Raw genomic sequence first — 20563 nt, forward strand, 5'->3', positions numbered from 1 at the left:
GCCACGGCGCCCGGCGGCGTGGCTCAGCGGGCGAGCGCCGAGCGTACGTCGGTCCGCGCGAAGTCCTCGCCGACGAACAGCAGCGGCTCGTCTCGCGCGAGCGCCAGCGCGTACGAGAAGCAGTCGCCGTAGCTCAGCGCCGCGGCATGGCGTCCCTTCCCGTACCGACGCCAGGCGGCCCGCGCGATCTCCGCCTGCTCCACGTCGACCGGCACGACGGCGACCTCGGCCCGGTGCAGGAGGAGATCCAGCTCGCGGCCACCCGCCTCGCCGAGCCGCGACTCCAGGACGATCCCCGCCTCCAGCAGGCCCGCCGCGGACAGCGCGCGCACCGGCGCGTCGGCGATCGCCCGCGTCAGGACCGGGCGTTCGGGCTCGTCCAGCAGGATCGCGACGAGCGCCGAGGTGTCGAGCACCATCAGCGCGGCAGGCCGACGTCGTCGTAGCCGAGGATCTCCTCAGCCGGGCGCGCGTCGACGACCGGCAACCGCCCGCTGCGCTCCGCGATCGCGTCGAGCTCGGCGGCCAGGTCGCGGACGGGGCGCCGCCCCCGGACGCGCTCGAGGCGCTCGGCGATCGCCGTGCCCACGGCGGTCGTGAGCGTCTCGCCCGTCCGTGCCGCGAGCTCGCGCGCGCGGCGGTCGGTCTCGGGGTCCTTGATGTTGATGGCCATCGAGAGCTCCAGGGCGGCAGGAAGAAGGACAGGAGGATTCTACCCTGTCCGGTCGTGAGCTCGACCGGCCGGTGCCGACGTGGCAACGACGGCGGCCCCCGGTCCTCGCGAGGACCGGGGGCCGCCTGGAGGAGCGCCGAGCCGTCCGCAGGGCACCCCTCGCGCGCGCCGCTCCCACCACGAAGCGACGTGCACCACGACCGAGTCCCGGGGGAAGGACCGTCACACCACCACCGGTGGCCGTGGAAGCTCGGGCGCGGCGAGCCGGTGGCCGCCGCGTCGGGCGGTGCCGCCGGTGACCGAGGGCGCCGGGACGCCGCGGGGTCGGGCCGGGCCGCGCGGGGCGTCGCCGAACGACGTCCCGCACCACCGGCCGACCGCCTAGCGCAGGAGGGAGAGGACGCCCTGCGAGGCCTGGTTGGCCTGCGCGAGGATCGCCGTGCCGGCCTGCTGCAGCACCTGGTTCTTCGTGAAGGAGACCATCTCCTGCGCCATGTCCACGTCGCGGATCCGCGACTCGGACGCCGAGAGGTTCTCCTGGTACACCGACAGGTGGTTGAGCGTGTGCTCGAGGCGGTTCTGGACCGCGCCGAAGTTCGCCCGCGCCTGCGAGATGTTGTTGATCGCGGTGTCGATCGTCGCCACGGTCACCCCGGACAGGGTGGTCGCGCCGGCGATCGAGCCGAGCGAGCTGCCCAGCGAGATGAGCGCCACCGAGGTCGTCTCGGAGTCGTTGGCGCCGACCTGGAACGTCACCGAGCCGGCGGCGTTCAGGAGCTTCTGGCCGTTGAACTCCGCGCGGCTGCCGATGGCGCCGAGCTCGGTGGTCAGCTGCGTGACCTCCGAGTCGATCGCCGAGCGGTTCGTCGCGTTCAGCGTGCCGTTCTGGTACTGGACGGCGAGCGTCCGCACGCGCTGGAGGATCGAGTGGACCTCCGTCAGCGAGCCCTCCGCCGTCTGCACGAGCGAGATCCCGTCCTGCGCGTTGCGACGCGCCTGATCCAGACCGCCGACCTGACCGCGCAGCTTCTCGCTGATCGCCAGGCCCGCCGCGTCGTCCGCGGCGCGGTTGATCCGCAGGCCCGACGACAGGCGCTCCATCGACTTCGCCGTGGCGCCCGAGGTGTTGCCGAGGTTGCGATGCGCGTTGAACGCCTCGACGTTGGTGTTGATGCGCAGAGACATGCGTCGATCTCCTTGATCGAACCGGGGTTGGCTGTCCGTCGGGCGACGTCCGTGTCGCCCGTGCGCTCCGGTCATCGGCCGGTCCCGGGACGACTTGAGCACGAATCCGCCAGGACGTGGCCGACGCGGCACGCGCCCGTGGTTCCACCGATGCGGCTCCCGCGGCGCGCGACCTAGCGTCCCGCGGGTGTCCGCTCCCCCGTACCGGCGGCCGTCGCCCGCGCGCCTGCGCGCGCGCTCATCGCGGCGCCTTCATCCCTCCTCCCCCCTACCCACCCGGCCCCGTTGGCGCATGTCCCGCCCGCGCTGGCTCGCGCTGCTCGCGCTGGTGGGGGGCTTCCTTGCGCTCGGGCCGCTCAGCGCGGGCGCGTCGGCCGCGATCTCGCCCTACAACGAGCCGGCCTACACGAAGACCCTGAACAACAACGCCTACTGGTACCGCTGGACCGCGGTCACCGGCAGCGACGAGAACGGCAACACCCGCTACGACTGGTACCTGTGCTTCCGCACGTACCACCGGACGCCGAACGGGACCCTCATCGAGGAGGAGTCGAGCTCCGGCACGAACGGCCCCGGGACGCAGAACTGCACGACGTCGCTGCGATCCAGCCCGTCCCCCACCGCCGCGGACTACGCGGCGATGCCGTTCAACGGCACGTCCACGACCCTCCAGGACGGGCACTACTACGAGCTCTGTGCGAGCGGCTTCTATCGCTGGCCGTACCTGTGGAAGTGGGACGGCTCGTCCGCGTGCCCCGGCACGACCATCGATCGCAACGCGCCGCAGGCCGGCGTCGCGTTGGCCGGAGGCGCCCAGTACCTGCGCACCGCCGCGGTCCCGGTGCGGATCTCCTACGCCGACGCGACGAGCCCTCCGTGGTCGGCACCCGGCGGCCTGGCCTCCAACTGGGTCTGCGTCGGTGCATCGGCCTGCACCCCGGGCGGCAACCCGGCCAACGACTGCAGCGTGCCGGCCAACCCCAACGGCCTGTCGACGACGTTCGACTGCACCGCGACGGTCCCGAACGACGGACGCTGGTACGTGTGCGCCCGGACGGCCGACCGTGCCGTTCCCGACAACACCACGGGCCCCGACCAGTTCGCCAACGCAACCTCGAACAACGCGAACCTCTCCGGTGTCGCGTGCGACGACGTCGTCGTCGACCGAGCACCGCCGACCGTGGCCGTGACCGCGGACCGGACGTCGATCACCGCCGGGGAGACCGTCTCGTTCTCCGCCTCGGTGAGCGACGCGACGTCGGGCGCGCCGGCGCCCTACACGTGGGACTTCGGCGACGGGATCGGGCAGAGCACCGGTGCGACCCCGACGCACGCCTACGCGCAGCCGGGCACCTACACCGTGCGGTTCACGGCGCGCGACGTCGCCGGGAACGAGAGCAGCACGACGACGACGATCACCGTCGCCGCGGCGCCCGGCACGGGCGGCGGCTCCGCCGGGGGCTCCGGCGGCGGCTCGGGCTCGGGCGGTGGCTCGGGCTCCGGTGGCAGCGCCGGCGGCGCGGGCACCGGCGGCGGCTCGTCGGCCGGGTCCGGCGGTGCCGGTGGATCGAGCGCCGGCGCGACCGGCTCCGGCGCGGCGACCGTGACCACCGCCCCGACGGAGAAGGCCGTCAGCAGCGCGAACGGCGGCGGGGGGACGGCGAGCGTCCGCGCCGGCACGCTGCGGCTCGTCGTGCCGAAGCGGTTCACGCTGACGACGAAGCGCCGGACGCTCCAGCTGCGGGCGACCCTCGGCGGCGCCGGACGCGTCGAGCTGACGCTCCTGCGCGGCAAGCGCGCCGTCGCCCGCGGCGCGGTCCGGGCGAGCGCCGCGCGGACCGTCGGCCTCGGCCTGAAGGTCCCGGGCGCCACCCGCGCCGGGAGGTACACGCTGCGGGTCGTGTTCCGGCCCGCGAAGGGCAAGGCCGTCACGCGGACGGCGCGGATCGCGATCCGTCGCGCGTCGGCGCCGCGGGCCACGCCGCTCGTCGGGCGCCCCGCGGACCGCTGAGGGTCCGGGCGGTCGGCCGCGAGGTCGCCCGCCCGGACGCGGTCGCCGGAGGAGCGTCAGGCCGGCGGGCCGCCGTCGGCCACGGCGCCCTCCTCGTCGGCGCGCAGCGCTGCGAGGCGCTCCGCCCGGCGCCCGGCGACCTCGGCGCGGACCGCCGCCCGGCCGATCGTCACCGCGGCGGCCCAGACCGCCAGCCACGCGACGGTCCCGCCGACGAGCGCCCGGAGGAGCGCGTCCTGCGCGGGCGTGCGGACCGACAGCGACAGCAGCAGCACGAGCAGGAAGCCCGCGAGCGCGCCGGCGCCGGTCGCCAGCCGCACCGCCCGCGCGATCCGCGGGTGGTCGGCGACGCAGATCGTGCCGCCGACGGTCGGTCCGGGGCCGCGCCCGCGGGCGCGGCCCCCGGACCGCCTGGCGCTCACGGGCAGACCATCCGCGCCAGGCGGGCCGCGCTGGCGGCGACGGCCGCCTCGCTCGTGGCGACGTAGGAGAGCGGCAGGGCGCGTTCGACGGCCGCCCCGACCAGCGTGCCGGGGCGCGCCCCGCGGTCCATCGCGGTGATCGCCAGTGCGTCGGGCGCCAGCGGCGCGAGCGCGTCGAGCTGCTGGGCGACCGCCGGCGCCGGGGCCGTCGCCGGCAGCGCCAGGTGCACCTCCGCGACGCGCAGCTCCTCGAGCGCCTCGACGAGCGCGACGACCTCGTCGCGGTCGTCCGGGTCGGCGACCGGCAGGTCGAGCAGGACGACGTCGTGCTCCTCGCGCTCGAGCGCGGGACCGATGCTCGTCGGCCGACCGCGGAGCACCTCGGCGTCGACGCCGTGCAGGCGGCACGCGAGCCCGGCGTCGCCGGACTCCGGCTCGGCGACGACGTGCAGGCCGACGACGAGGACCCGCTGTCCCGCCGCGACGTGCGCGCGGGCGAGGGCCACGGTCAGCGCCTGGCGGTCGCTGCCCGGCGTGCCGGCGATCGCCAGCGACGTCGTCTCGGTGCGATCGCCGAGGACCGGGATCCGGCGGGCGAGCGTGCTGCGCACCGCGCGCTCGAGCCGCCGGCCGGGCTCCAGCGGCAGCGCCAGGCGCACCGCCTCGCTGACGATCCGGCGCGCGAGCAGCGGCGGCAGGCCGCGCGCGACGAGCCCGTACTCGGCGACGTCGGACGCGATCCGCGACGCCTCCTCGCCCTGTGGCTGGGCGTGCGGGTCCTCCTCGCGCGGCGCCGCGACGGGCATCGCGTACGCGTGGCCCGGCAGCAGCGCGTCGGCGGCGCTCGGCGCCGGTGCCATCGGCACCGCCGCGACGTCGAACGGCGTCTCGACGCCCGCGAGGTGGAGCTCCTCGAGCTGGCGGTCGAGCTGGCCGATCTCGGCGAACGCGTCGGCGGGGCCGAACGGCTCGCGCTCGGTCGTCGGGACCCGCGCCGGGCGCCACGGGCGCACCGCGGGCGCGGCTCCGGCGGGCGGGGCGACGGTCGGCGCGCCCGTGGTCGGGGCGCTCGCCGTCGCGGGCGGCACGAGCAGCTGCTCGACCGGGTCGCGGACCTCGACGGGATGGCGCGGACGCGGAGCGGCGGCGGGCCGCGCATCGGTGGACGGCGCGACGGCGCGCGCCGGGCCGGCGGACGGCGCGGCCGCGCGGGGCACGCCGACGGACGGCGCGGTCGCCGACGGCGGCGTGGCCAACGGGGGCGTCCACGGCCGCGCGGTGCGCGCGGGAGCGACCGGCCCCCACTCCCCCTCGTCGTCCCACGTCTGCTCGTGGGGTGGCGCGACGTCGGGCGCGGTCGACGCGCGGCGCAGCTCGTCGACGAACGCGCGCCCGTCGAGCAGCCCGGGCAGGGCCGGCTCGCCGTCGTGGAAGTCGACCGCGTGCCCGCCGGGCCCGGCGCCGGCGACGACGTCGCCCGGCGCGGCCTCGACCTCGATGTAGCGCTGCTGGAAGAAGCCGCCGACGCCCCCGGCCAGGCCTTCACGGCGGCGCAGGATCACGGCGTCGTCGCCGAGCTCCTCGCAGATCCGGGGCAGGAGCTCCTCGAGGCTGCGGCCCCGGTAGCGGCGGACGGGACCCGCGTCGGTGGTGGCGGCGCGGTGCGCGGTCGGGCCCCCGGGGCGCCGGGCGGTCCCGGTGCCGGGGCGGCCGCCCGCCAGCCGGCCGCCCGTGCCGGCGCCGGTGTTGGAGGTGGAGGGGGTCATGCGATCACTCCGACGGTCTGGATGGTGATGCCCGGGCCGATCTCGTTGTACGAGCACACCGCGAGCTGGGGCAGGGTCTGGTCGATGAGGCGCCACAGGTGGCGGCGGACGCGGGTGGAGCAGAGGAGGACGGGATGGAGGCCGCGGCGCGCCGCGTCCTCGACGTTCGAGCGCAGGCCGCCGACGATCGCCTGGGCCCGCGTCGGGTCCAGCGCCAGGACGTCGCCCTCGGGCGTCTGGACGATGGCGCCGGCGACCTCCTGCTCGAGGTCGGGGTCCAGCGCGATCGCCGGCAGGCGACGCTCGGCGTCCAGGTGCGGCGCGGTGATCTGCCGCGCGAGCGCCTGACGGGCGTACTCCGCCAGGAGGTCCGGGTCGCGGGTCAGGCGCGCGCGGTCGCCGATCGCCTCGACGATCGTGCCGAGGTCGCGGATCGCCACGCCCTCCGCCAGCAGCCGCTGGAGGACCCGCTGCAGCTCGCCGAGCGTCAGAGCCTCGCCCACGACCTCCTCGACGGCTGCGGCGTTCGTCTCCTTGAGCGCGTCGACGAGCTCGCGGACGTCCTGGCGGGTCAGGAGCTCCCCCGCGTTGCGGCGGATCTCCTCGGTCAGGTGCGTGACGACGACGGACTCGCCGTCCACGACGGTGTAGCCGAGCGCCTCGGCCTCGGCCCGGTCGCCCTCGGCGATCCAGGTCGCGGCGAGGCCGAACGCCGGCTCGGTGGTCGGCACGCCCGCGAGCTGCCCGAGCGGCGGGTCGCCGGCGTCCATCGCCAGCAGGTGGCCCGGCAGCAGCCGGCCACCGGCGACGCGCGCGCCGCGGACCCGCACGACGTACTCGTGCGACTCCAGTCCCGGCTCGTCGTGGACCCGGACGGGCGGCACGACGAGGCCGAGCTCGCCGGCGACCTGCCGTCGGACGCTCGAGATCCGCCCGAGGAGGCTGCCGCCGCTGCGGTCGTCGACGAGCCGCACGAGGCCGTAGCCGATCGCGAGCTCGAGCCGGTCGACGGGGCGGGTCGCCGACTGGGGCTCGGCGGCGGCCGCGAGGGCCGGACGGGCGGCCTCCTCCAGCGCGAGCCGGGCGTCGGCCTCGTCCTGCTCGCGCGCCTGCTTGCGCAGCGCGAAGCCGATCGCCAGCAGCGCGCCGCCGACGAGCAGGAACGGGAGCTTCGGCAGCCCCGGCACGAGGCCGAAGCAGAGGATCATCCCGCCGGCGATCATCGGCGCCTTGCGCTGGCGCAGCAGCTGGCTGGCGATGTCCGATCCGAGGTCCCCCTCGGAGGCGGCCCGGGTGACGATGATGCCCGTCGCCACCGAGATGAGCAGGGCCGGGACCTGCGCCGCGAGGCCGTCGCCGATGGTCAGGAGCGAGAAGTGGTGCGCGGCGTCGCCGAAGCTCATGCCGTTCATCAGCACGCCGATGGTCAGGCCGCCGATGAGGTTGATGAGCGTGATGAGGACGGCGGCGATCGCGTCGCCCTTGACGAACTTCGAGGCGCCGTCCATCGCGCCGTAGAAGTCGGCCTCCTGAGCCACCTCCTCGCGCCGCTTGCGGGCCTCCTCGTCGGTGATCTGCCCGGCGTTCAGGTCGGCGTCGATCGCCATCTGCTTGCCCGGCATCGCGTCGAGCGTGAACCGCGCGGCGACCTCCGCCACCCGGCCGGCGCCGTTCGTCACGACGACGAACTGGATCACGACGAGGATGAGGAAGACGACGAGGCCGACGACGAGGTTGCCGCCGATGACGAACTCGCCGAAGGCGTGCACGACCTGGCCGGCGTCCTCGCCGGAGAGGATCAGGCGGGTGACCGAGACGTTGATCGCCAGGCGGAAGATCGTCGACAGGAGCAGGAGGCTCGGGAAGACCGAGAGGTCCAGCGCCTTGCCGAGGTAGAGCGTCGCCACGACCACCGCGATCGCCGCGGCGATGTTCAGCGTGATCATGAGGTCCAGGAGGACCGGCGGCAGCGGGACGATGAGCATCCCGACGATGACGACGATGCCGATCGCCGCGAGCAGATCGGTGTGCTTCAGGACCTGGCCCAGCGCGCCGGGCGCGCCGGCTCCGGGGGCCGTGGACGTCGGGGTGCTCATGCGATCTTCGCCCTCCGGCGACGGTCGACGCGGTAGACGAAGGCGAGGACCTCCGCCACCGCCTGGAACAGCTCCTCGGGGATCGGATGCCCGAGCGGGACCTGGCGGTGCAGGGCCCGCGCGAGCGGCCGGTTCTCCACGACCTGGACGCCGTGCTCGCGCGCGGTCTGGCGGATCCGCAGGGCGATGAGGTCCTGGCCCTTGGCGACGACCGTCGGCGCGGCGCGCTCCGGGTCGTAGGCCAGGGCGACGGCGAAGTGCGTCGGGTTCGTGATCACGACGTCGGCGGTCGGGATCGCGGCCATCATCCGGTTGCGCGTCGTCTCCGCCGCCCGCTGGCGCTGCTGGCGCTTGACCTCGGCCGGCAGCTCCTGCTGGCGCTGCTCGCGACGGACCTCGTCGACGCTCATCCGCAGCTGCTTGGCGTGGCGCTTGCGCTGCCAGGCGACGTCGACGGCGCCGATGACGAGGTAGACGATCGCGGCGTTGCGGGCGATCGTCATCGCGGTCGAGCCGAGCTCGACGGCGAGCTCGCCCGGGCCGATCCCGGTCATGAGCAGCAGCTCGTGGATCCGCGGCAGCAGGACGGCCGCGACGACGGCGGCGACGACGAGGAGCTTCGCCAGCGACTTGGCGCCCTCGACGAGCGCGTTGGGCCCGAAGACGTTCTTCGCGCCGCTGATCGGATCGAGCTTCCGGAAGTCGGGCTTCAGCGCCTTGGGCGACGGCTTCAGGCCGACCTGGGCGAGGTTCACGACCACGCCGGCGACGACGACCGCGACGGCGATCGGCGCGAGGATCGCCGCGATCGCCACCCCGGCCTCGGTCAGCAGGCGCGGGATCGCGTCCTGGGTGACGAGCTCGTCGGCGTGGGCGGTGGCCGTGAGCCCCGCGCGCATCTCCTCCTGCAGCGACGACCAGGCACCGGGCGCCGTGGCGCCCATCGTGACGAGGCCGGCGAGCAGGACCACCGCGCCGTTGAGGTCGACCGAGCGGGCGACCTGCCCCTTCTCGCGCGCCTCCTCCTTGCGCTTCGGGGTCGCCTCCTCGGTCTTGTCGCCGTCGGACATCTCACCCCACCCGCAGCGTCCGCAGGGCGTCCCCGACGGTCGGGGCGATCCGGTCGGCGAGCCACCCGGCCGTGAACGGCAGGGTGATCGCGAGGAAGAGCATCCCGACGATGACCTTCACCGGGAAGCCGACGGCGAAGACGTTCATCTGCGGCACGACGCGCGACACCATCCCGAAGGCGGCGTCGGTCAGCAGCAGGACGAGGAGCATCGGCGCGACGACCTCGATCGCCGCGATGAGGATGCCGCTGAGCGCCGCGAGGACCCCGCTGACGAGGACGGCCATGTTCGGGAAGCCGTCCAGCGGTACCGCGTCGTACGTCCGGGCGAGGCCCTGGATGATCATGCTGTCGGCCCCCACCGCGATGAGCACCGCGACGCCCACGAGGCCGTAGATCTGCGCGACGATCGCGCCGTGGTTCCCGGTCACCGGGTCGACGGTGGCGCCGAACGCGAAGCCGATCTGCAGGTCCAGCAGCGTGCCCGCGGCCTGCAGCGCGGTGAGCAGGCCCATGAGGACGTAGGCGAACGCCGCGCCGACGAGCAGCTCCTTCACGAGCATCTCCGCGTAGGGCCCCGGGTCGGTCGGCACGCGCACGCCCTGCAGGGCGACGGGCGCGAGACCGATCGCGAGGCCGACGGCGATCGTGCCGCGCACGCGCCGCGGCAGCAGCGACGAGGAGAAGATCGGCGCGAGCAGGAACAGCGGGCTCAGGCGCGCGAGCACGAGCAGGAAGCCGGCGATCGGGGCTCCGATCACCGACTCGAGGGCGGCGTCGCTCATCGCGGACCCGCCGGGGTCGCGCAGCACGGTGGTAGACGGTCCATCGGTCGATCAGCGGGTGGTGGACCGCTGCTCGACGCCGGTGATCGGCCGGCGGCGCGCCGGGGTGCAGGGGCCGTCGTACGACCGTCCAGACCCGCGGGTCGGCGACCCCGCCGACGGTGGCGCGCGCCCGCTCGGCGTCGGTCCGCGACGGCGCGTAGGGTGGCGGCGTGTCCTCCGGCCCCAGCGTCGCGCGCACCGTGCTCACGGCCACGCTGACCGTGCTGGCGGTCGTCGGCGCGATCGTCCTGGTCTACCTGCTGCGCCAGCCGCTGACGTGGCTCGCGCTCGCGTGCTTCGTGGCCGTCGCGGTCTCGGGCCCGGTCGGCCGGCTCTCGAAGGTCATGCCGCGGGGCCTGGCGATCACGCTCGTCTACCTCGGCGTCCTCCTGATCCCGGCGCTCGTCGCGCTCATCGTCCTGCCGCCGCTCCTGCACGCCGCCAACGACCTCGTCGACCAGGCGCCGCGCTACGCCGACGACGTCCAGCGCTGGGTCCACGAGAACGAGACGCTGCGCGAGCTCGACGACGAGTTCGACCTCGTCGCGCAGCTGCAGAAGCAGGCCGACGAGCTGCCCGCGCGCGTCGGCGACGCTGCGTCCTGGCTGGGGGACCTCGGCATGGGGATCGTGAACGGGATCTTCGCCGGGGTGACGATCCTGATCCTGTCGATCTTCCTCGTCGCCGGCGGCCGCAGGCCGGTCGAGACGGCGCTGGAGCTCACGATCCCGCAGCACGCCGGCCGGATCGGCGCGACCCTCGACCGGATGGCGAAGGCCGTCGGCTCGTACATCGCCGGGGCGCTCGTCCAGGCGACGATCGCCGGCACGCTCGCCTTCGTCGTCATGACGGTCCTCGGGGTCCCGTTCGCGGGTCCGCTGGCGGTGCTCGTCGGGCTCTTCGGCCTGATCCCGATGGTCGGCGCGACGATCGCGGCGGTGATCGTCGGGATCGTGACCCTGTTCCAGGACTTCCCCACCGCCACGATCGCCTGGGTCGTCTGGGCGATCGTCTACCAGCAGGTCGAGAACACCCTCATCCAGCCGCGGATCCAGAAGCGCGCCGTCGGGGTGCCCGCGCTCGGCGTGATGGTCGCCATGCTCTTCGGCAGCGCGCTGCTCGGCGTGCTCGGGGCGCTCGTGGCCGTCCCGGTCGCCGCGTCGCTGCAGATCGGCGTCCGCGACTGGCGCGCGTGGCGCGCCGAGCAGGTGCTGCCGCTCCTGGAGCCGCCGGACGACGCCGCCGCGGAGCCCCCGGACGACGACCCGCCGACGGACCCCGCCCCCGCACCGGCGTAGCCGCCCCGGCGCCGGCCGCGCGCGGCGGCGATCACCGCGCGGCGAGCGGCGGGCCACCGGCCGCCCACCGCTCCGAGACGTCCCAGAGCCGCGCGGCGTTGCCCGGGTCCAGCGCGTAGGCCGCCACGCCGTGGCGCCCGTCCGAGGCGGCGCGGGAGGCGACGACGGGCGCCTCGCCGCAATCCTCGAGGTAGCGGCCGCCGACCCCCTCCAGGAGCGGGGAGACGGCGGCCAGCACGGACGTCGCCGCGCCCTGCGCCACGGTCTTCAGCGCGCCGGCGCCCGCCGCGCGCCGCGCCGCCGCGAGCGCCTCGGGATCGACGTGGCGCTGCAGGCCGGTGGCGATGCCGCCGGGCATGACGGCGTTCACCCGGACGCCGTCGCGGGCCCACCGGCGGTCGGCCTCGACGGCGAACAGGGCGTTGGCGGTCTTCGACTGCCCGTAGGCGAGGAACGGGTCGTAGGGCACGAAGGCGAAGGACGGATCGTCGAAGAGCACCGGCGAGAAGAGGTGGGCGGTCGAGGAGAGCGCGACCACGCGACCGCCCTCGGCCGCGAGCGCGGGCTGCAGCCCGGTGGCGAGCGCGAAGTGCCCGAGGTGGTTCGTCGCGAGCTGCAGCTCGTGGCCCTCGGGGGTGCGACGGAGCTCCGGCAGCGCCATGACGCCGGCGTTGGCCACGAGCACGTGCAGCGGCCCGTCCCAGCGGTCCACGAGGCCGCGGACGGCGTCGAGGTCCGCGAGGTCCAGCTGCTCGACGCGCGGTGCCGGAGCCGCGGTCGCCGCGTCGATCGCGGCGGCGACCGCCCGCCCCGCCGCGACGTCGCGCACCGCGAGGGTCACCGCGGCGCCGCGCAGCGCGAGCACCCGCGCGGTCTCCGCGCCGATGCCCGAGGCCGCGCCGGTGACGAGCGCGCGCACCCCGGCGAGGTCGAGCCCGGCGCTCACCTCCTCCGCGGTGCTGCGCTCGCCGAAGGGCGTGGTCGGGATGGTGGACATGCTCGGGCTCCTGGTGGTGCGGGACGAAAGCGGAAGATCCTTCCGCTTCACGACGGTAGCATGAAGCGGAAGGAGATTCCGCTTTGTCGCCCGCCCCCCGATCCGACGCCCGCCGCAGCCGCGATGCCCTCCTGCGCAGCGGCGCCGAGCTCCTCGCCGCGCGCGGGACCGCCGTCCCGATGACGGAGATCGCCGCCCACGCGGGGGTCGGGGTCGGGACCCTCTACCGGCACTTCCCGGACCGGGCGGCGCTCGTCTCCGCGGTCTACGCCCGCGAGATCGAGCGGCTCGGCGAGATCGAGCCGCTCCTGGCCGACGCCACCGGAGCCGCGGCGCTCGAGGCGTGGCTGGCCCGGTTCGTCGCGTTCGGCGCCTCGAAGCGCGCCCTCGGCGACGTGCTCGTGGCCTCGGGGGCCGGGCCGAAGCCGTCGGCCCGCGGCGTCGTGCTCGAGGCGCTCGACGCCCTGCTGGCGGCCGGCGCCCGCGACGGGACGCTGCGCGAGGACGTCGACGGCGAGGACGTGCTGCTCGCGCTCGCCGGCCTCTGGAGCGCCGTCGAGGCCCCCGACTGGCGCACCCGCGCCGAGCGGCTCGCCCGCCTCGTCCTCGACGGCGTGCGCGCCGGCGCCTGAGCGGGACGCGGAAGTTCAGGGTGGCGCCCCCGTCGCCGAGCCCGCGCCGCTCCCGGATCCTCCTCCGGTCGCGGCCGCGTCCGGTCGCGTCGCCGTGCCACCGACCGAGAGGGACCCATGCCACGACCGATGCTCGCGACGCTCGTCGCCGCGCTCGCCTGCACCGCCACGCTCGCCGCCTGCGGCGGGGACGACGACGCCACGACCACGGCGGCGACGCTCGGCGACGCGGAGCTCGTCGCGCAGGCCGACGCGATCTGCAAGCGGTTCGAGGCGCGAGCGAAGGCCGTGCCCGAGCCTCGCGACGTCGCCGACGCGACGGACGCCGCGCGCTACTTCGGCGCGGTCGCCCCGCTGGCTCGCGGCCAGCAGACCGCGTTGGAGGCCCTCGCCCCCGCCGCGTCGCTGCAGGCGCGGTACGACGCCTTCCTCGCTGCGTCGCGCCGCGGCACGGAGCTCCTCGAGACGCTCGCGCGGAAGGCCGCCGCCCGCGACGCGAGCGGGATGCAGCAGCTCGGGCAGCTCGAGCCGCTCTCGCAGGCGATCGACGCGGCCGCCGACCGCGTCGGCCTGCGGTCCTGCTCGCCGTGACGTCCGCGCCCGCGCGGGCGACCGCGCCGGCGCCGCCCTAGCGGCGCCCGACGAGCGCCGGGATCGAGCCCCAGAGGTCGTGCGACCAGGTGACGACCTGCCCGAGCATCCACGGGCCGGCGATCATCAGCACGAGCGCCGACACCGCGAGCTTCGGGATGAACTGCAGGCTCTGCTCCTGGATCTGCGTCACGGCCTGGAAGACCGAGACGAGCACGCCGACGACGAGGCCGGCGACGAGCAGCGGAGCGGCGACCTTGAACGCGAGCTCCATCGCCTGGCTGGTGATGGAGACCGCGGAGTCCTGATCCATGACGGAGCTCTCCTTTCGACGGGTCAGGCGAACGACTGGACGAGGGATCTCGTGACGAGCGCCCAGCCGTCGACGAGGACGAACAGCAGGATCTTGAAGGGCAGGCTGATGAAGACCGGCGGCAGCATGATCATGCCGAGGCTCATGAGCGTCGCTGACACGACGAGATCGATGACGAGGAACGGCAGGAAGATCAGGAAGCCGATCTGGAACGCCGTCTTCAGCTCGCTGATGATGAACGCCGGGATCAGCACCCGGGTCGGGACGTCGGCGCGCGTGCGCGGGCGCTCGATCTTCCCGAGCTTCACGAAGAGGCGCAGGTCGCTCGTGCGCGTCTGCTTGAACATGAACTCGCGCAGCGGCCCCTCGGCGCGCTCGACGGCCCGGACGGTGTCGATCTTCCCGGCCAGCGCCGGCTGGATCGCGTCCTTGCGGACCGTGTCGAACGTCGGGCCCATGACGAAGAGCGTCAGGAACAGGGCGATGCCGACGAGCACCTGGTTGGGCGGCGTCGTCTGCGTGCCGAGGCCGGCGCGCACGAACCCCAGGACGATGAGGATCCGCGTGAACCCGGTGACGCAGAAGAGCAGCGCCGGGACGAGGGAGATCCCGCCGATCAGCAGGAGCAGCTGGACGGCGTTGCTGCCGTTGGTCGCCTCCACCGCGCTCAGCTCCTGACGGTCAGCGCCCGGAGGCGGTCGAGGAACCGGCGGCCGGCGTCGGCGAGCGGGGCGGCGGACGACGGACCGGCCGGACGTCGGGGGCTCCCCCCGGAGCCCTCGTCGCCGTCGGCCGGTCCGTCTCCACCGTCTTCGTGCCCGTCCTGCCCCCCAGCGGGAGCGGGCAGAAGTCCTTGCGCGATGGCCTCCTCGACCTCCCAGCCGCGGAGCGTCGTGGCCCCCTGGCTGCCGGAGCCGACGAGCAGGACCTCGTCGCCCACGCGGACGAGGTGCAGCGTGCCGCCGCCGGCCAGCGCCAGGCTCGACACGGCCTCCATCGCCCCCGGACGACCGGATCCCGTCCCGCCGACGCCCTTCAGGCGCTTCAGCAGCCAGGTGACCCCGTAGATCGCGGCGACGACGACGAAGAGGCCGGCGATGACGCGGGCGAAGCTGCCGCCGCCGACGTGCGCGGGTGCGGCGTCGGCGTCGCCCCCGAGGTTCACGGGGGTCGACTCGGAGGCCCGGTCGGCCAGCGCGAGGGCGGGCAGCAGGAGGTGCGCGGACAGGGCGGCACCCGCCACGAGGGCGAGCGTCGACCACCGCGAGCGGTGTACGACGGTTGGACGGCTCATCGGGGATCAGCGGGTGGTGGACCGCTGCTCGTGACCGGTGATCGACCGCGTGCACGAGGACTGAACGCGGCATCGGACGACCGTCTAGTGCGCGGACGCGCGGGCTCGCGCCGACGGACCCGCGGCCGCCCCGTTCCGCCCGCGGACGACGAGCGCCCCCGTCCCGCCGAGGCGGTCCGGGGGCGCTGGTGGGCCGTGCGCATCCCCCGAGGCGCACGGCGTCCCCCGCCCGGCGCCGTGCGCGCGCGGGCGAAGCTCGAGGCGTCCGCCGGCGGACGGCAGCGCCGCCCGCCGGGGCCGGGCGGATCAGGCCGGCGCGAGCGTGAACCGGTTGACGAGCTGCGCGAGCTCGTCGGCGGTCGCGGCGAGCTCCTGCGCGGAGGCGGCGATCTCCTGGGTGGAGGCCGACGTCTGCTGCGTGGAGGCCGCGACCTGCTCGGCCGAGGCCGAGGAGCTCTCCGCCAGCGCGCCGATCTCGTGCACCTGCTCCCCGGCGCGCGCCGTCTCCGACGCGGTGCCGGTGGCCGCCTGGCCGATCTCCTCGACGCCGCGAGCGAGCTCGGAGACCGACGCGCCGATCGCGACGAACGCCTCGCGGGCCCGCTCGACGGTCGCGACGCTCGCGGTCGTCTGCGCGGCGCCGGCGTCGACGACCTCGACGACCGCCTGCGTCTCGCCCTGGATCTCGGTGACGATCGCCGCGATGTCGGCGGCGGCCGCCTGGCTGCCCTCGGCGAGCTTGCGGACCTCGTCGGCGACCACGGCGAACCCGCGGCCCTGCTCGCCGGCGCGGGCGGCCTCGATCGCGGCGTTCAGCGCGAGGAGGTTCGTCTGCGCCGCGATCGACGTGATCGCCTCGACGATCGAGCCGATCTCGTGCGACTTCGCGGAGAGGCCGGAGATCGCGTCGGTGATCCGCGCGCTCGAGGCGGCGGCCGCCTCGATCGCGGCGGTCGCCTGGTCGGCGGCGTCGACGCCCTCGCGAGCGACCGACTCGGCCTGCTCGGCCGCGCTGCGGGCGCCGTCGGCGCGTCCGGCCATCTCGTCGACGCTCGACGAGGCGAGGCCGACGACGCCGCGGAACTCCTCGACCATCCGGGACTGCTGCTCGGCGCCGCGGGCGACCTCGCCGACGGCGTCGGCGATCTCGGCGACGGTGCGGCCGGCCTCCTCGGAGGTCGTGGCCATCTGCGCCGAGGCGGCGGCGACGGAGCCGGCGCCGGACGAGACCCGGCTGATCATGTCGGTCAGCGAGACGCGCGCCCGGTCGTAGGAGGCGATGCCCCCCTGCGCGAGCAGGAGCATCTCGTCGAAGGTCCGGCAGAGCTCGCCGATCTCGTCCTTGCGGTCGAGCTCGATCGGGGTCGTGACGGGCTTCGTGACGTGCGTGAGGTCGCCGTTGGCGAACGCCTCCAGGCCCGCGCCGAGCCCGGTGATGCACCGGTCGCCGAGGCTCTTCAGCCGCTGGCCGAGCGCGTCGAGCGGTCGCATGATCGACCGGCCGATCACGAGCACGAGCGCGCCGGAGGCGCCCGCCACGAGGACGGCGAGGAGGATCAGCGGGGTCTCGCTGCCGGTCGTGTCGCCGGCCGCGGCGCGCGCCTCGGCGGCCACGGAGGCCGGGACGCCGGACGCGGCGGCGACGTCGCGCAGCTGGGACTCGGCGTTCCCGAGGTCGTGCAGCGCGACGAGCAGCACGACCAGGAGGCCGAGCAGCGGAACGGCGGCGAGCGCGCCGAGCCGAGCGGCGAGCGGGAGGTCGCGAAGTCGTGACATCGAGGGTTCCAGTCGGACGGAAGGGAAAGGCGGTACGCCGTACGCGGCGTCAGCGGCGGTGATCGGCCCGCGCCCGGGAGGCCCGAGGCGGATGGACCGATGTCGGGGCCCGGTGGGCGGCCCCGGCGCGCGGCCGGCGCTCGCTCAGGCGAGCGCCTTGTCGACGGCGCGCAGGACCTGCTCGGGCTTGAAGGGCTTCACGACGAAGTCGCGGGCGCCGAGCTTCACGGACTCCAGGACGCGGGCCTCCTGGCCCAGCGCGGAGCACATGACCACCCGGGCACCCGGGTCCAGGGCCATGATCTCCTTCAGGGCGGCCAGGCCGTCCTGCTCGGGCATGGTGATGTCGAGCGTCACCATGTCGGGCTTGACGTCCTGGTAGGCGGTCACCGCGGCGACGCCGTCGGCGGCCTCGCCGGCGACCTCGTGGCCGCCTCGGGTGAGCACGTCGGTGAGCATCTTCCGCATGAACGCGGCGTCGTCGACGACGAGGACACGGGCCATCTCAGGCTCCTTCCGGGGGATGGTTGTCGGGCGGGGAAGCGGGGTGCGGGGCGGCGCCGATCGCGGCGGGCGCGAGCGCGTCCTCGGGGAGCCCGTGGAGCTCCTCGACGCGCAGCGCCCACTCGCTCCCGTCGACGACGACGAGCCGGCCGCGGCCGAAGCGCAGCCCCCCGACGTAGAGGTCGACGGGATCGTCGGCGAGGCGATCCAGCGCCAGGACGCCGCCGGTCGGCGTGGTCACGAGCTGGCCGGCGGGCATCCGCGTGCGGCCGAGCTCGACCCACACGTCGACGCCGACCTCGCGCAGGCGCTCGCCCGCGGTCGTGGCCCGCGCGGCGGCGGTGGCGCCGGGGTCCTCGGCGGACGCGGACTCGATCTCGGCGCCGCGCTCGTCCATCGCGCGGGTGAGGCGCACGACGAAGGCGTTCGGCACGAGCTGCACGAGCCGGCACGGCGCGCCGGCGACGACCATCGGGATCGTCACGACGTGCGGGGCGAGCTCGAGCTCGCCGTCGGCGTCGGCGGCGCTCGCCAGGCGGCGGTGCCGGGGCGGCGCGATGTCGACGTCCGTGCCGAGCACGGCGCTGGTGGCCGCGGCGGCGGCGGCCATCATCTGGTTCATCGCCTCGCCGATCGCCGACTGCTGCATCTCGTCGAGCTCGGCGTCGTCCGGGGCGTCGGCGTCGGTCTCCTGGCCGAGCATCGCGTCGGCGAGGGCGCGGGCGCCGCTGGGCGGCATGACGAAGACGTTGCCGCCGGTCACGCCGTCGACGTACTGCACGTCGACCGCCACGGCGGGGAACGCGGCCCCGGTCAGCGGGTGGGCGTCGACGTCGAGGACCTGGGGCGCGCCGACGGCGATCCCCTCCCCCACGTAGACCGCCAGCGCGTCGGCGGCCGCTGCGGCGGTCGAGGCGCCGAGCTCGCGCAGCGCCTCTGCCTGGGCGTTCATCGCTGCTCCTCCACGGGGTCGAGGACCTGCACGGCTCGGCGGGCCGCGAGCCGGCCGGGACGGCCGACGAAGACCGGCGTCTGATCGGCGCAGATCCGCACGCCGCCGTCGACGGGGGCGTCGAGTCGCAGGACGTCGCCCGGGCGCAGCGCGGACACGGCGCCGATCGTCAGGCGCACGCGCGCGACCTCGGCGCGGACGACGACGTCGACGGCGCGGACGGCGGCGTCGGTGTCCGCCGTCGTGGCGTCGTCGCCGACCGGCCCGTGGTCGTTGCCGCCGAGCGCGTCGGCGACCGACGCGACCGCGACGTACGGGATCAGGAGCACCATCGTCGTGGAGCGCTTGAGCAGCCGGACCTCGAAGGTCACCGCGAGCGTCGGCTCGCTGACGGACGCCAGGTGCGAGGACTCGGCGGTCGGCTCGAGCCGGTCGAGCTCCAGCCGCTGACCGCAGAGGTCCTGCCAGACGGGTCCGAGCTGCGAGAGCAGCTGCTCGAGCAGGAGGCTCGAGAGCGCCCAGTCGATGTCGCCGAAGCGGCGCGTCGGCGAGCCGGCGCGATCCGCGCCGCCGAGCAGGCGGTCCAGGGCGGCGAGCAGGAAGCCCTGCTCGATCGCCAGCAGCAGGCGCGAGCCGGCGCCCCCGGCGTCGGTCGTGATCGTCGCGCCGACGGCCTCGCGCGGGAGCGAGCCGTGCGCCATCGACCACGCGAGCTGGTCGAGGTCGATGACCTCGAGCTCGACCGCCGTGCGGAGCTCGGCGGAGAGGCGGGTGCCGCCCGAGCGGCAGAAGCCGTCGAGGGCGCGGTGCAACCGCCGCTGCTGGTCGCTCGTGAACTTCGTCGGCCGCGTGAAGTCGACCCGGCGCGGGCGCTTCGTCCGGCGTCCGGCGGTCGGCGCGTCCCCGCCGCCGAGGGCGCCCGTGCGGGCGGCCTCGACGAGGGCCGAGACGGCGTCCTGGCTCATGACCTCGCTCATGCGGCGCTCCGGAGGATCGAGGGACTGGTGGGTCGGGACGTGGCGCGGACCCGTCCGGCGCCGGGCGCCCGCAGGACGGTCTCCCCGCCGCCGGCGACCTTCACCCGGACGGTGCCGTCGGCCTGGACGCGGACCGTGCGCCCGCTCCCGCCGCCGACGTCCTCGGCGGCGACCGGCACGGCGAGGCGCCGCAGCGCGTCGCGCACGGCGGAGACGTTGCGCTCGCCGACCTCCTGGGCGTCGCCGCCGCGGCGCAGCGCGAACATCGACGCGCCGCCGACGAGCACCGCGCGGAGCTGGCGCCGACCGGCGCCCTCGCCGACCGCGCGCTCGACGAGCAGCGGCAGGGCCGTGTCGGCGAACTTGCCCGGCGTCTCGACCGCACCGCCGCGGCGGCGGTGCGGCGTGGAGTCGGGCAGCACGACGTGCGCGAGCGCGGCGACGCCGCGATCGTCGTCGACGAGCGCGACGCCGACGCAGGAGCCGAGGCCGATCGTGCAGAGCACGCCGCCACCGGCGGTGGCGGCGAGCTCGCCCATCCGGACCATGGTCTCCCCGCTCGGCACCTCAGGCCTCGGTTCCCAGGCCGACGCTCTGCAGCAGGCGCTCGATGTCGTCGGTCCCCGCGAGCAGGACGAACGCGATCGAGCACTCCTCGCCCTCGACGCTCAGCCGGGTGTCGATGAGGATCGCGGCCTCCAGCGCGGCGGTGCTCGACGCGAGCGCGGAGGAGACGAGCGCGGCGCGCATGTCCGTCAGGCCCATCGGCGGGCCGGGCTCGGCGGCGATGCCGGCGACGGCCATGAGCGCCTCGAGGTAGTTCGCGCCGAGGATGTTGCCGATCTCGCTCATCGCCGACACGGCCATCTCGTGGTCCGCGGGGTCGACGCCGAGCAGCGCGCCGAGCCGGGCGACGTCGCTCTGGTCGAAGACGAGCAGGACGGCGGCCTCCATGTCGCCGGCCGTCGGCAGCACGACGGCGGTGACGACGTCCTCGGCCGGGCCGAGCGCCTCGACGGCGTCGGCGAGGTCCAGGGCCTGGACGGTCGGGACCGACAGGTCCACGACGCGCCCCAGCAGCGCGCCCAGGGCGGTGCACGCCTGGCCGCAGCCGATGTTGGCCAGCTCGGCGAGCGCGTCGCGCTGAAGGGGGGTGTAGGCGGGCACGGACATGGGGCGG

General features: G+C 75.5%; 22 protein-coding genes. 4 read left to right on the top strand and 18 right to left on the bottom strand.

Annotated elements, in window-relative coordinates; genetic code table 11:
• Positions 1–23: 23 nt before the first annotated feature.
• The 3 genes from SK069_RS14600 to SK069_RS14610 form a co-directional block, all read right to left on the bottom strand.
• A complete protein-coding gene (locus SK069_RS14600; protein ID WP_319954982.1) occupies positions 24–419 on the bottom strand; it encodes a type II toxin-antitoxin system VapC family toxin in 396 nt (131 codons plus the stop codon).
• Positions 419–673: a type II toxin-antitoxin system VapB family antitoxin gene (locus SK069_RS14605; RefSeq protein ID WP_319954983.1), complete on the bottom strand. Its 255-nt coding sequence runs from the start codon at positions 671–673 to the stop codon at positions 419–421. Before SK069_RS14605 ends, SK069_RS14600 begins: the two co-directional genes overlap by 1 nt.
• A gap of 381 nt (positions 674–1054) precedes the next feature.
• Positions 1055–1858, bottom strand: coding sequence for a flagellin N-terminal helical domain-containing protein (locus tag SK069_RS14610; protein WP_319954980.1), 804 nt, complete (start codon positions 1856–1858; stop codon positions 1055–1057).
• 292 nt (positions 1859–2150) lie between these two features.
• Between SK069_RS14610 and SK069_RS14615 the strand changes: the two genes are divergently transcribed.
• Complete coding sequence (locus tag SK069_RS14615; protein ID WP_319954984.1) at positions 2151–3869, top strand: PKD domain-containing protein; 1719 nt, start codon at positions 2151–2153, stop codon at positions 3867–3869.
• A gap of 56 nt (positions 3870–3925) precedes the next feature.
• On the opposite strand, the gene SK069_RS14620 is transcribed toward SK069_RS14615, so the two are convergent.
• The 5 genes from SK069_RS14620 to SK069_RS14640 are packed head-to-tail and all read right to left on the bottom strand — an operon-like array spanning position 3926 to position 10007.
• Positions 3926–4291, bottom strand: a complete 366-nt coding sequence (locus tag SK069_RS14620) for a hypothetical protein (RefSeq protein ID WP_319954985.1) — start codon at positions 4289–4291, stop codon at positions 3926–3928.
• Complete coding sequence (locus SK069_RS14625; protein WP_319954986.1) at positions 4288–6057, bottom strand: hypothetical protein; 1770 nt, start codon at positions 6055–6057, stop codon at positions 4288–4290. The genes SK069_RS14620 and SK069_RS14625 overlap by 4 nt, the downstream gene beginning before the upstream one ends.
• Complete coding sequence (flhA, locus tag SK069_RS14630) at positions 6054–8153, bottom strand: flagellar biosynthesis protein FlhA (RefSeq protein WP_319954987.1); 2100 nt, start codon at positions 8151–8153, stop codon at positions 6054–6056. Before flhA ends, SK069_RS14625 begins: the two co-directional genes overlap by 4 nt.
• Positions 8150–9223, bottom strand: a complete 1074-nt coding sequence (gene flhB, locus SK069_RS14635) for a flagellar biosynthesis protein FlhB (RefSeq protein WP_319954988.1) — start codon at positions 9221–9223, stop codon at positions 8150–8152. Before flhB ends, flhA begins: the two co-directional genes overlap by 4 nt.
• Position 9224: 1 nt before the next feature.
• Positions 9225–10007 carry a flagellar biosynthetic protein FliR gene (locus tag SK069_RS14640; protein ID WP_319954989.1) on the bottom strand — a complete coding sequence of 261 codons (783 nt, stop codon included), beginning with the start codon at positions 10005–10007 and terminating at the stop codon, positions 9225–9227.
• A 212-nt stretch (positions 10008–10219) separates the two neighbouring features.
• Here SK069_RS14640 and SK069_RS14645 point away from each other — a divergent pair, with 212 nt between their 5' ends.
• Positions 10220–11347, top strand: a complete 1128-nt coding sequence (locus tag SK069_RS14645; RefSeq protein ID WP_319954990.1) for an AI-2E family transporter — start codon at positions 10220–10222, stop codon at positions 11345–11347.
• Between the two features lie 31 nt (positions 11348–11378).
• On the opposite strand, the gene SK069_RS14650 is transcribed toward SK069_RS14645, so the two are convergent.
• Positions 11379–12344: an SDR family NAD(P)-dependent oxidoreductase gene (locus tag SK069_RS14650; protein ID WP_319954991.1), complete on the bottom strand. Its 966-nt coding sequence runs from the start codon at positions 12342–12344 to the stop codon at positions 11379–11381.
• Positions 12345–12427: 83 nt separating this feature from the next.
• Here SK069_RS14650 and SK069_RS14655 point away from each other — a divergent pair, with 83 nt between their 5' ends.
• Positions 12428–12976, top strand: coding sequence for a TetR/AcrR family transcriptional regulator (locus SK069_RS14655; protein WP_319954992.1), 549 nt, complete (start codon positions 12428–12430; stop codon positions 12974–12976).
• A 117-nt stretch (positions 12977–13093) separates the two neighbouring features.
• Complete coding sequence (locus SK069_RS14660; RefSeq protein ID WP_319954993.1) at positions 13094–13567, top strand: hypothetical protein; 474 nt, start codon at positions 13094–13096, stop codon at positions 13565–13567.
• A 37-nt stretch (positions 13568–13604) separates the two neighbouring features.
• Here SK069_RS14660 and fliQ read toward each other — a convergent pair whose 3' ends face one another.
• The 9 genes from fliQ to SK069_RS14705 all read right to left on the bottom strand — a co-directional run bounded on the left by fliQ (position 13605) and on the right by SK069_RS14705 (position 20556).
• Positions 13605–13880: a flagellar biosynthesis protein FliQ gene (gene fliQ, locus SK069_RS14665; protein ID WP_319954994.1), complete on the bottom strand. Its 276-nt coding sequence runs from the start codon at positions 13878–13880 to the stop codon at positions 13605–13607.
• Between the two features lie 23 nt (positions 13881–13903).
• Positions 13904–14551, bottom strand: a complete 648-nt coding sequence (fliP, locus tag SK069_RS14670; RefSeq protein WP_406628299.1) for a flagellar type III secretion system pore protein FliP — start codon at positions 14549–14551, stop codon at positions 13904–13906.
• A complete protein-coding gene (locus tag SK069_RS14675) occupies positions 14548–15174 on the bottom strand; it encodes a FliO/MopB family protein (protein WP_319954996.1) in 627 nt (208 codons plus the stop codon). Before SK069_RS14675 ends, fliP begins: the two co-directional genes overlap by 4 nt.
• 306 nt (positions 15175–15480) lie before the next feature.
• Entirely contained in the window at positions 15481–16950 is a 1470-nt protein-coding gene (locus SK069_RS14680) for a methyl-accepting chemotaxis protein (protein WP_319954997.1), read from the bottom strand.
• A 144-nt stretch (positions 16951–17094) separates the two neighbouring features.
• Positions 17095–17454: a response regulator gene (locus SK069_RS14685; protein ID WP_319954998.1), complete on the bottom strand. Its 360-nt coding sequence runs from the start codon at positions 17452–17454 to the stop codon at positions 17095–17097.
• 1 nt (position 17455) lies between these two features.
• Positions 17456–18406, bottom strand: coding sequence for a FliM/FliN family flagellar motor switch protein (locus SK069_RS14690; protein WP_319954999.1), 951 nt, complete (start codon positions 18404–18406; stop codon positions 17456–17458).
• Positions 18403–19383 carry a FliM/FliN family flagellar motor switch protein gene (locus tag SK069_RS14695; protein WP_319955000.1) on the bottom strand — a complete coding sequence of 327 codons (981 nt, stop codon included), beginning with the start codon at positions 19381–19383 and terminating at the stop codon, positions 18403–18405. The genes SK069_RS14690 and SK069_RS14695 overlap by 4 nt, the downstream gene beginning before the upstream one ends.
• Positions 19380–19949 carry a chemotaxis protein CheD gene (locus SK069_RS14700; RefSeq protein ID WP_319955001.1) on the bottom strand — a complete coding sequence of 190 codons (570 nt, stop codon included), beginning with the start codon at positions 19947–19949 and terminating at the stop codon, positions 19380–19382. The genes SK069_RS14695 and SK069_RS14700 overlap by 4 nt, the downstream gene beginning before the upstream one ends.
• A 1-nt stretch (position 19950) precedes the next feature.
• On the bottom strand, positions 19951–20556 hold the full coding sequence (locus SK069_RS14705) for a chemotaxis protein CheC (protein ID WP_319955002.1): 606 nt from the start codon (positions 20554–20556) through the stop codon (positions 19951–19953).
• Positions 20557–20563 lie beyond the last annotated feature (7 nt).

This window comes from Patulibacter brassicae (assembly GCF_033949425.1).
Classification (GTDB): domain Bacteria; phylum Actinomycetota; class Thermoleophilia; order Solirubrobacterales; family Solirubrobacteraceae; genus Patulibacter; species Patulibacter brassicae.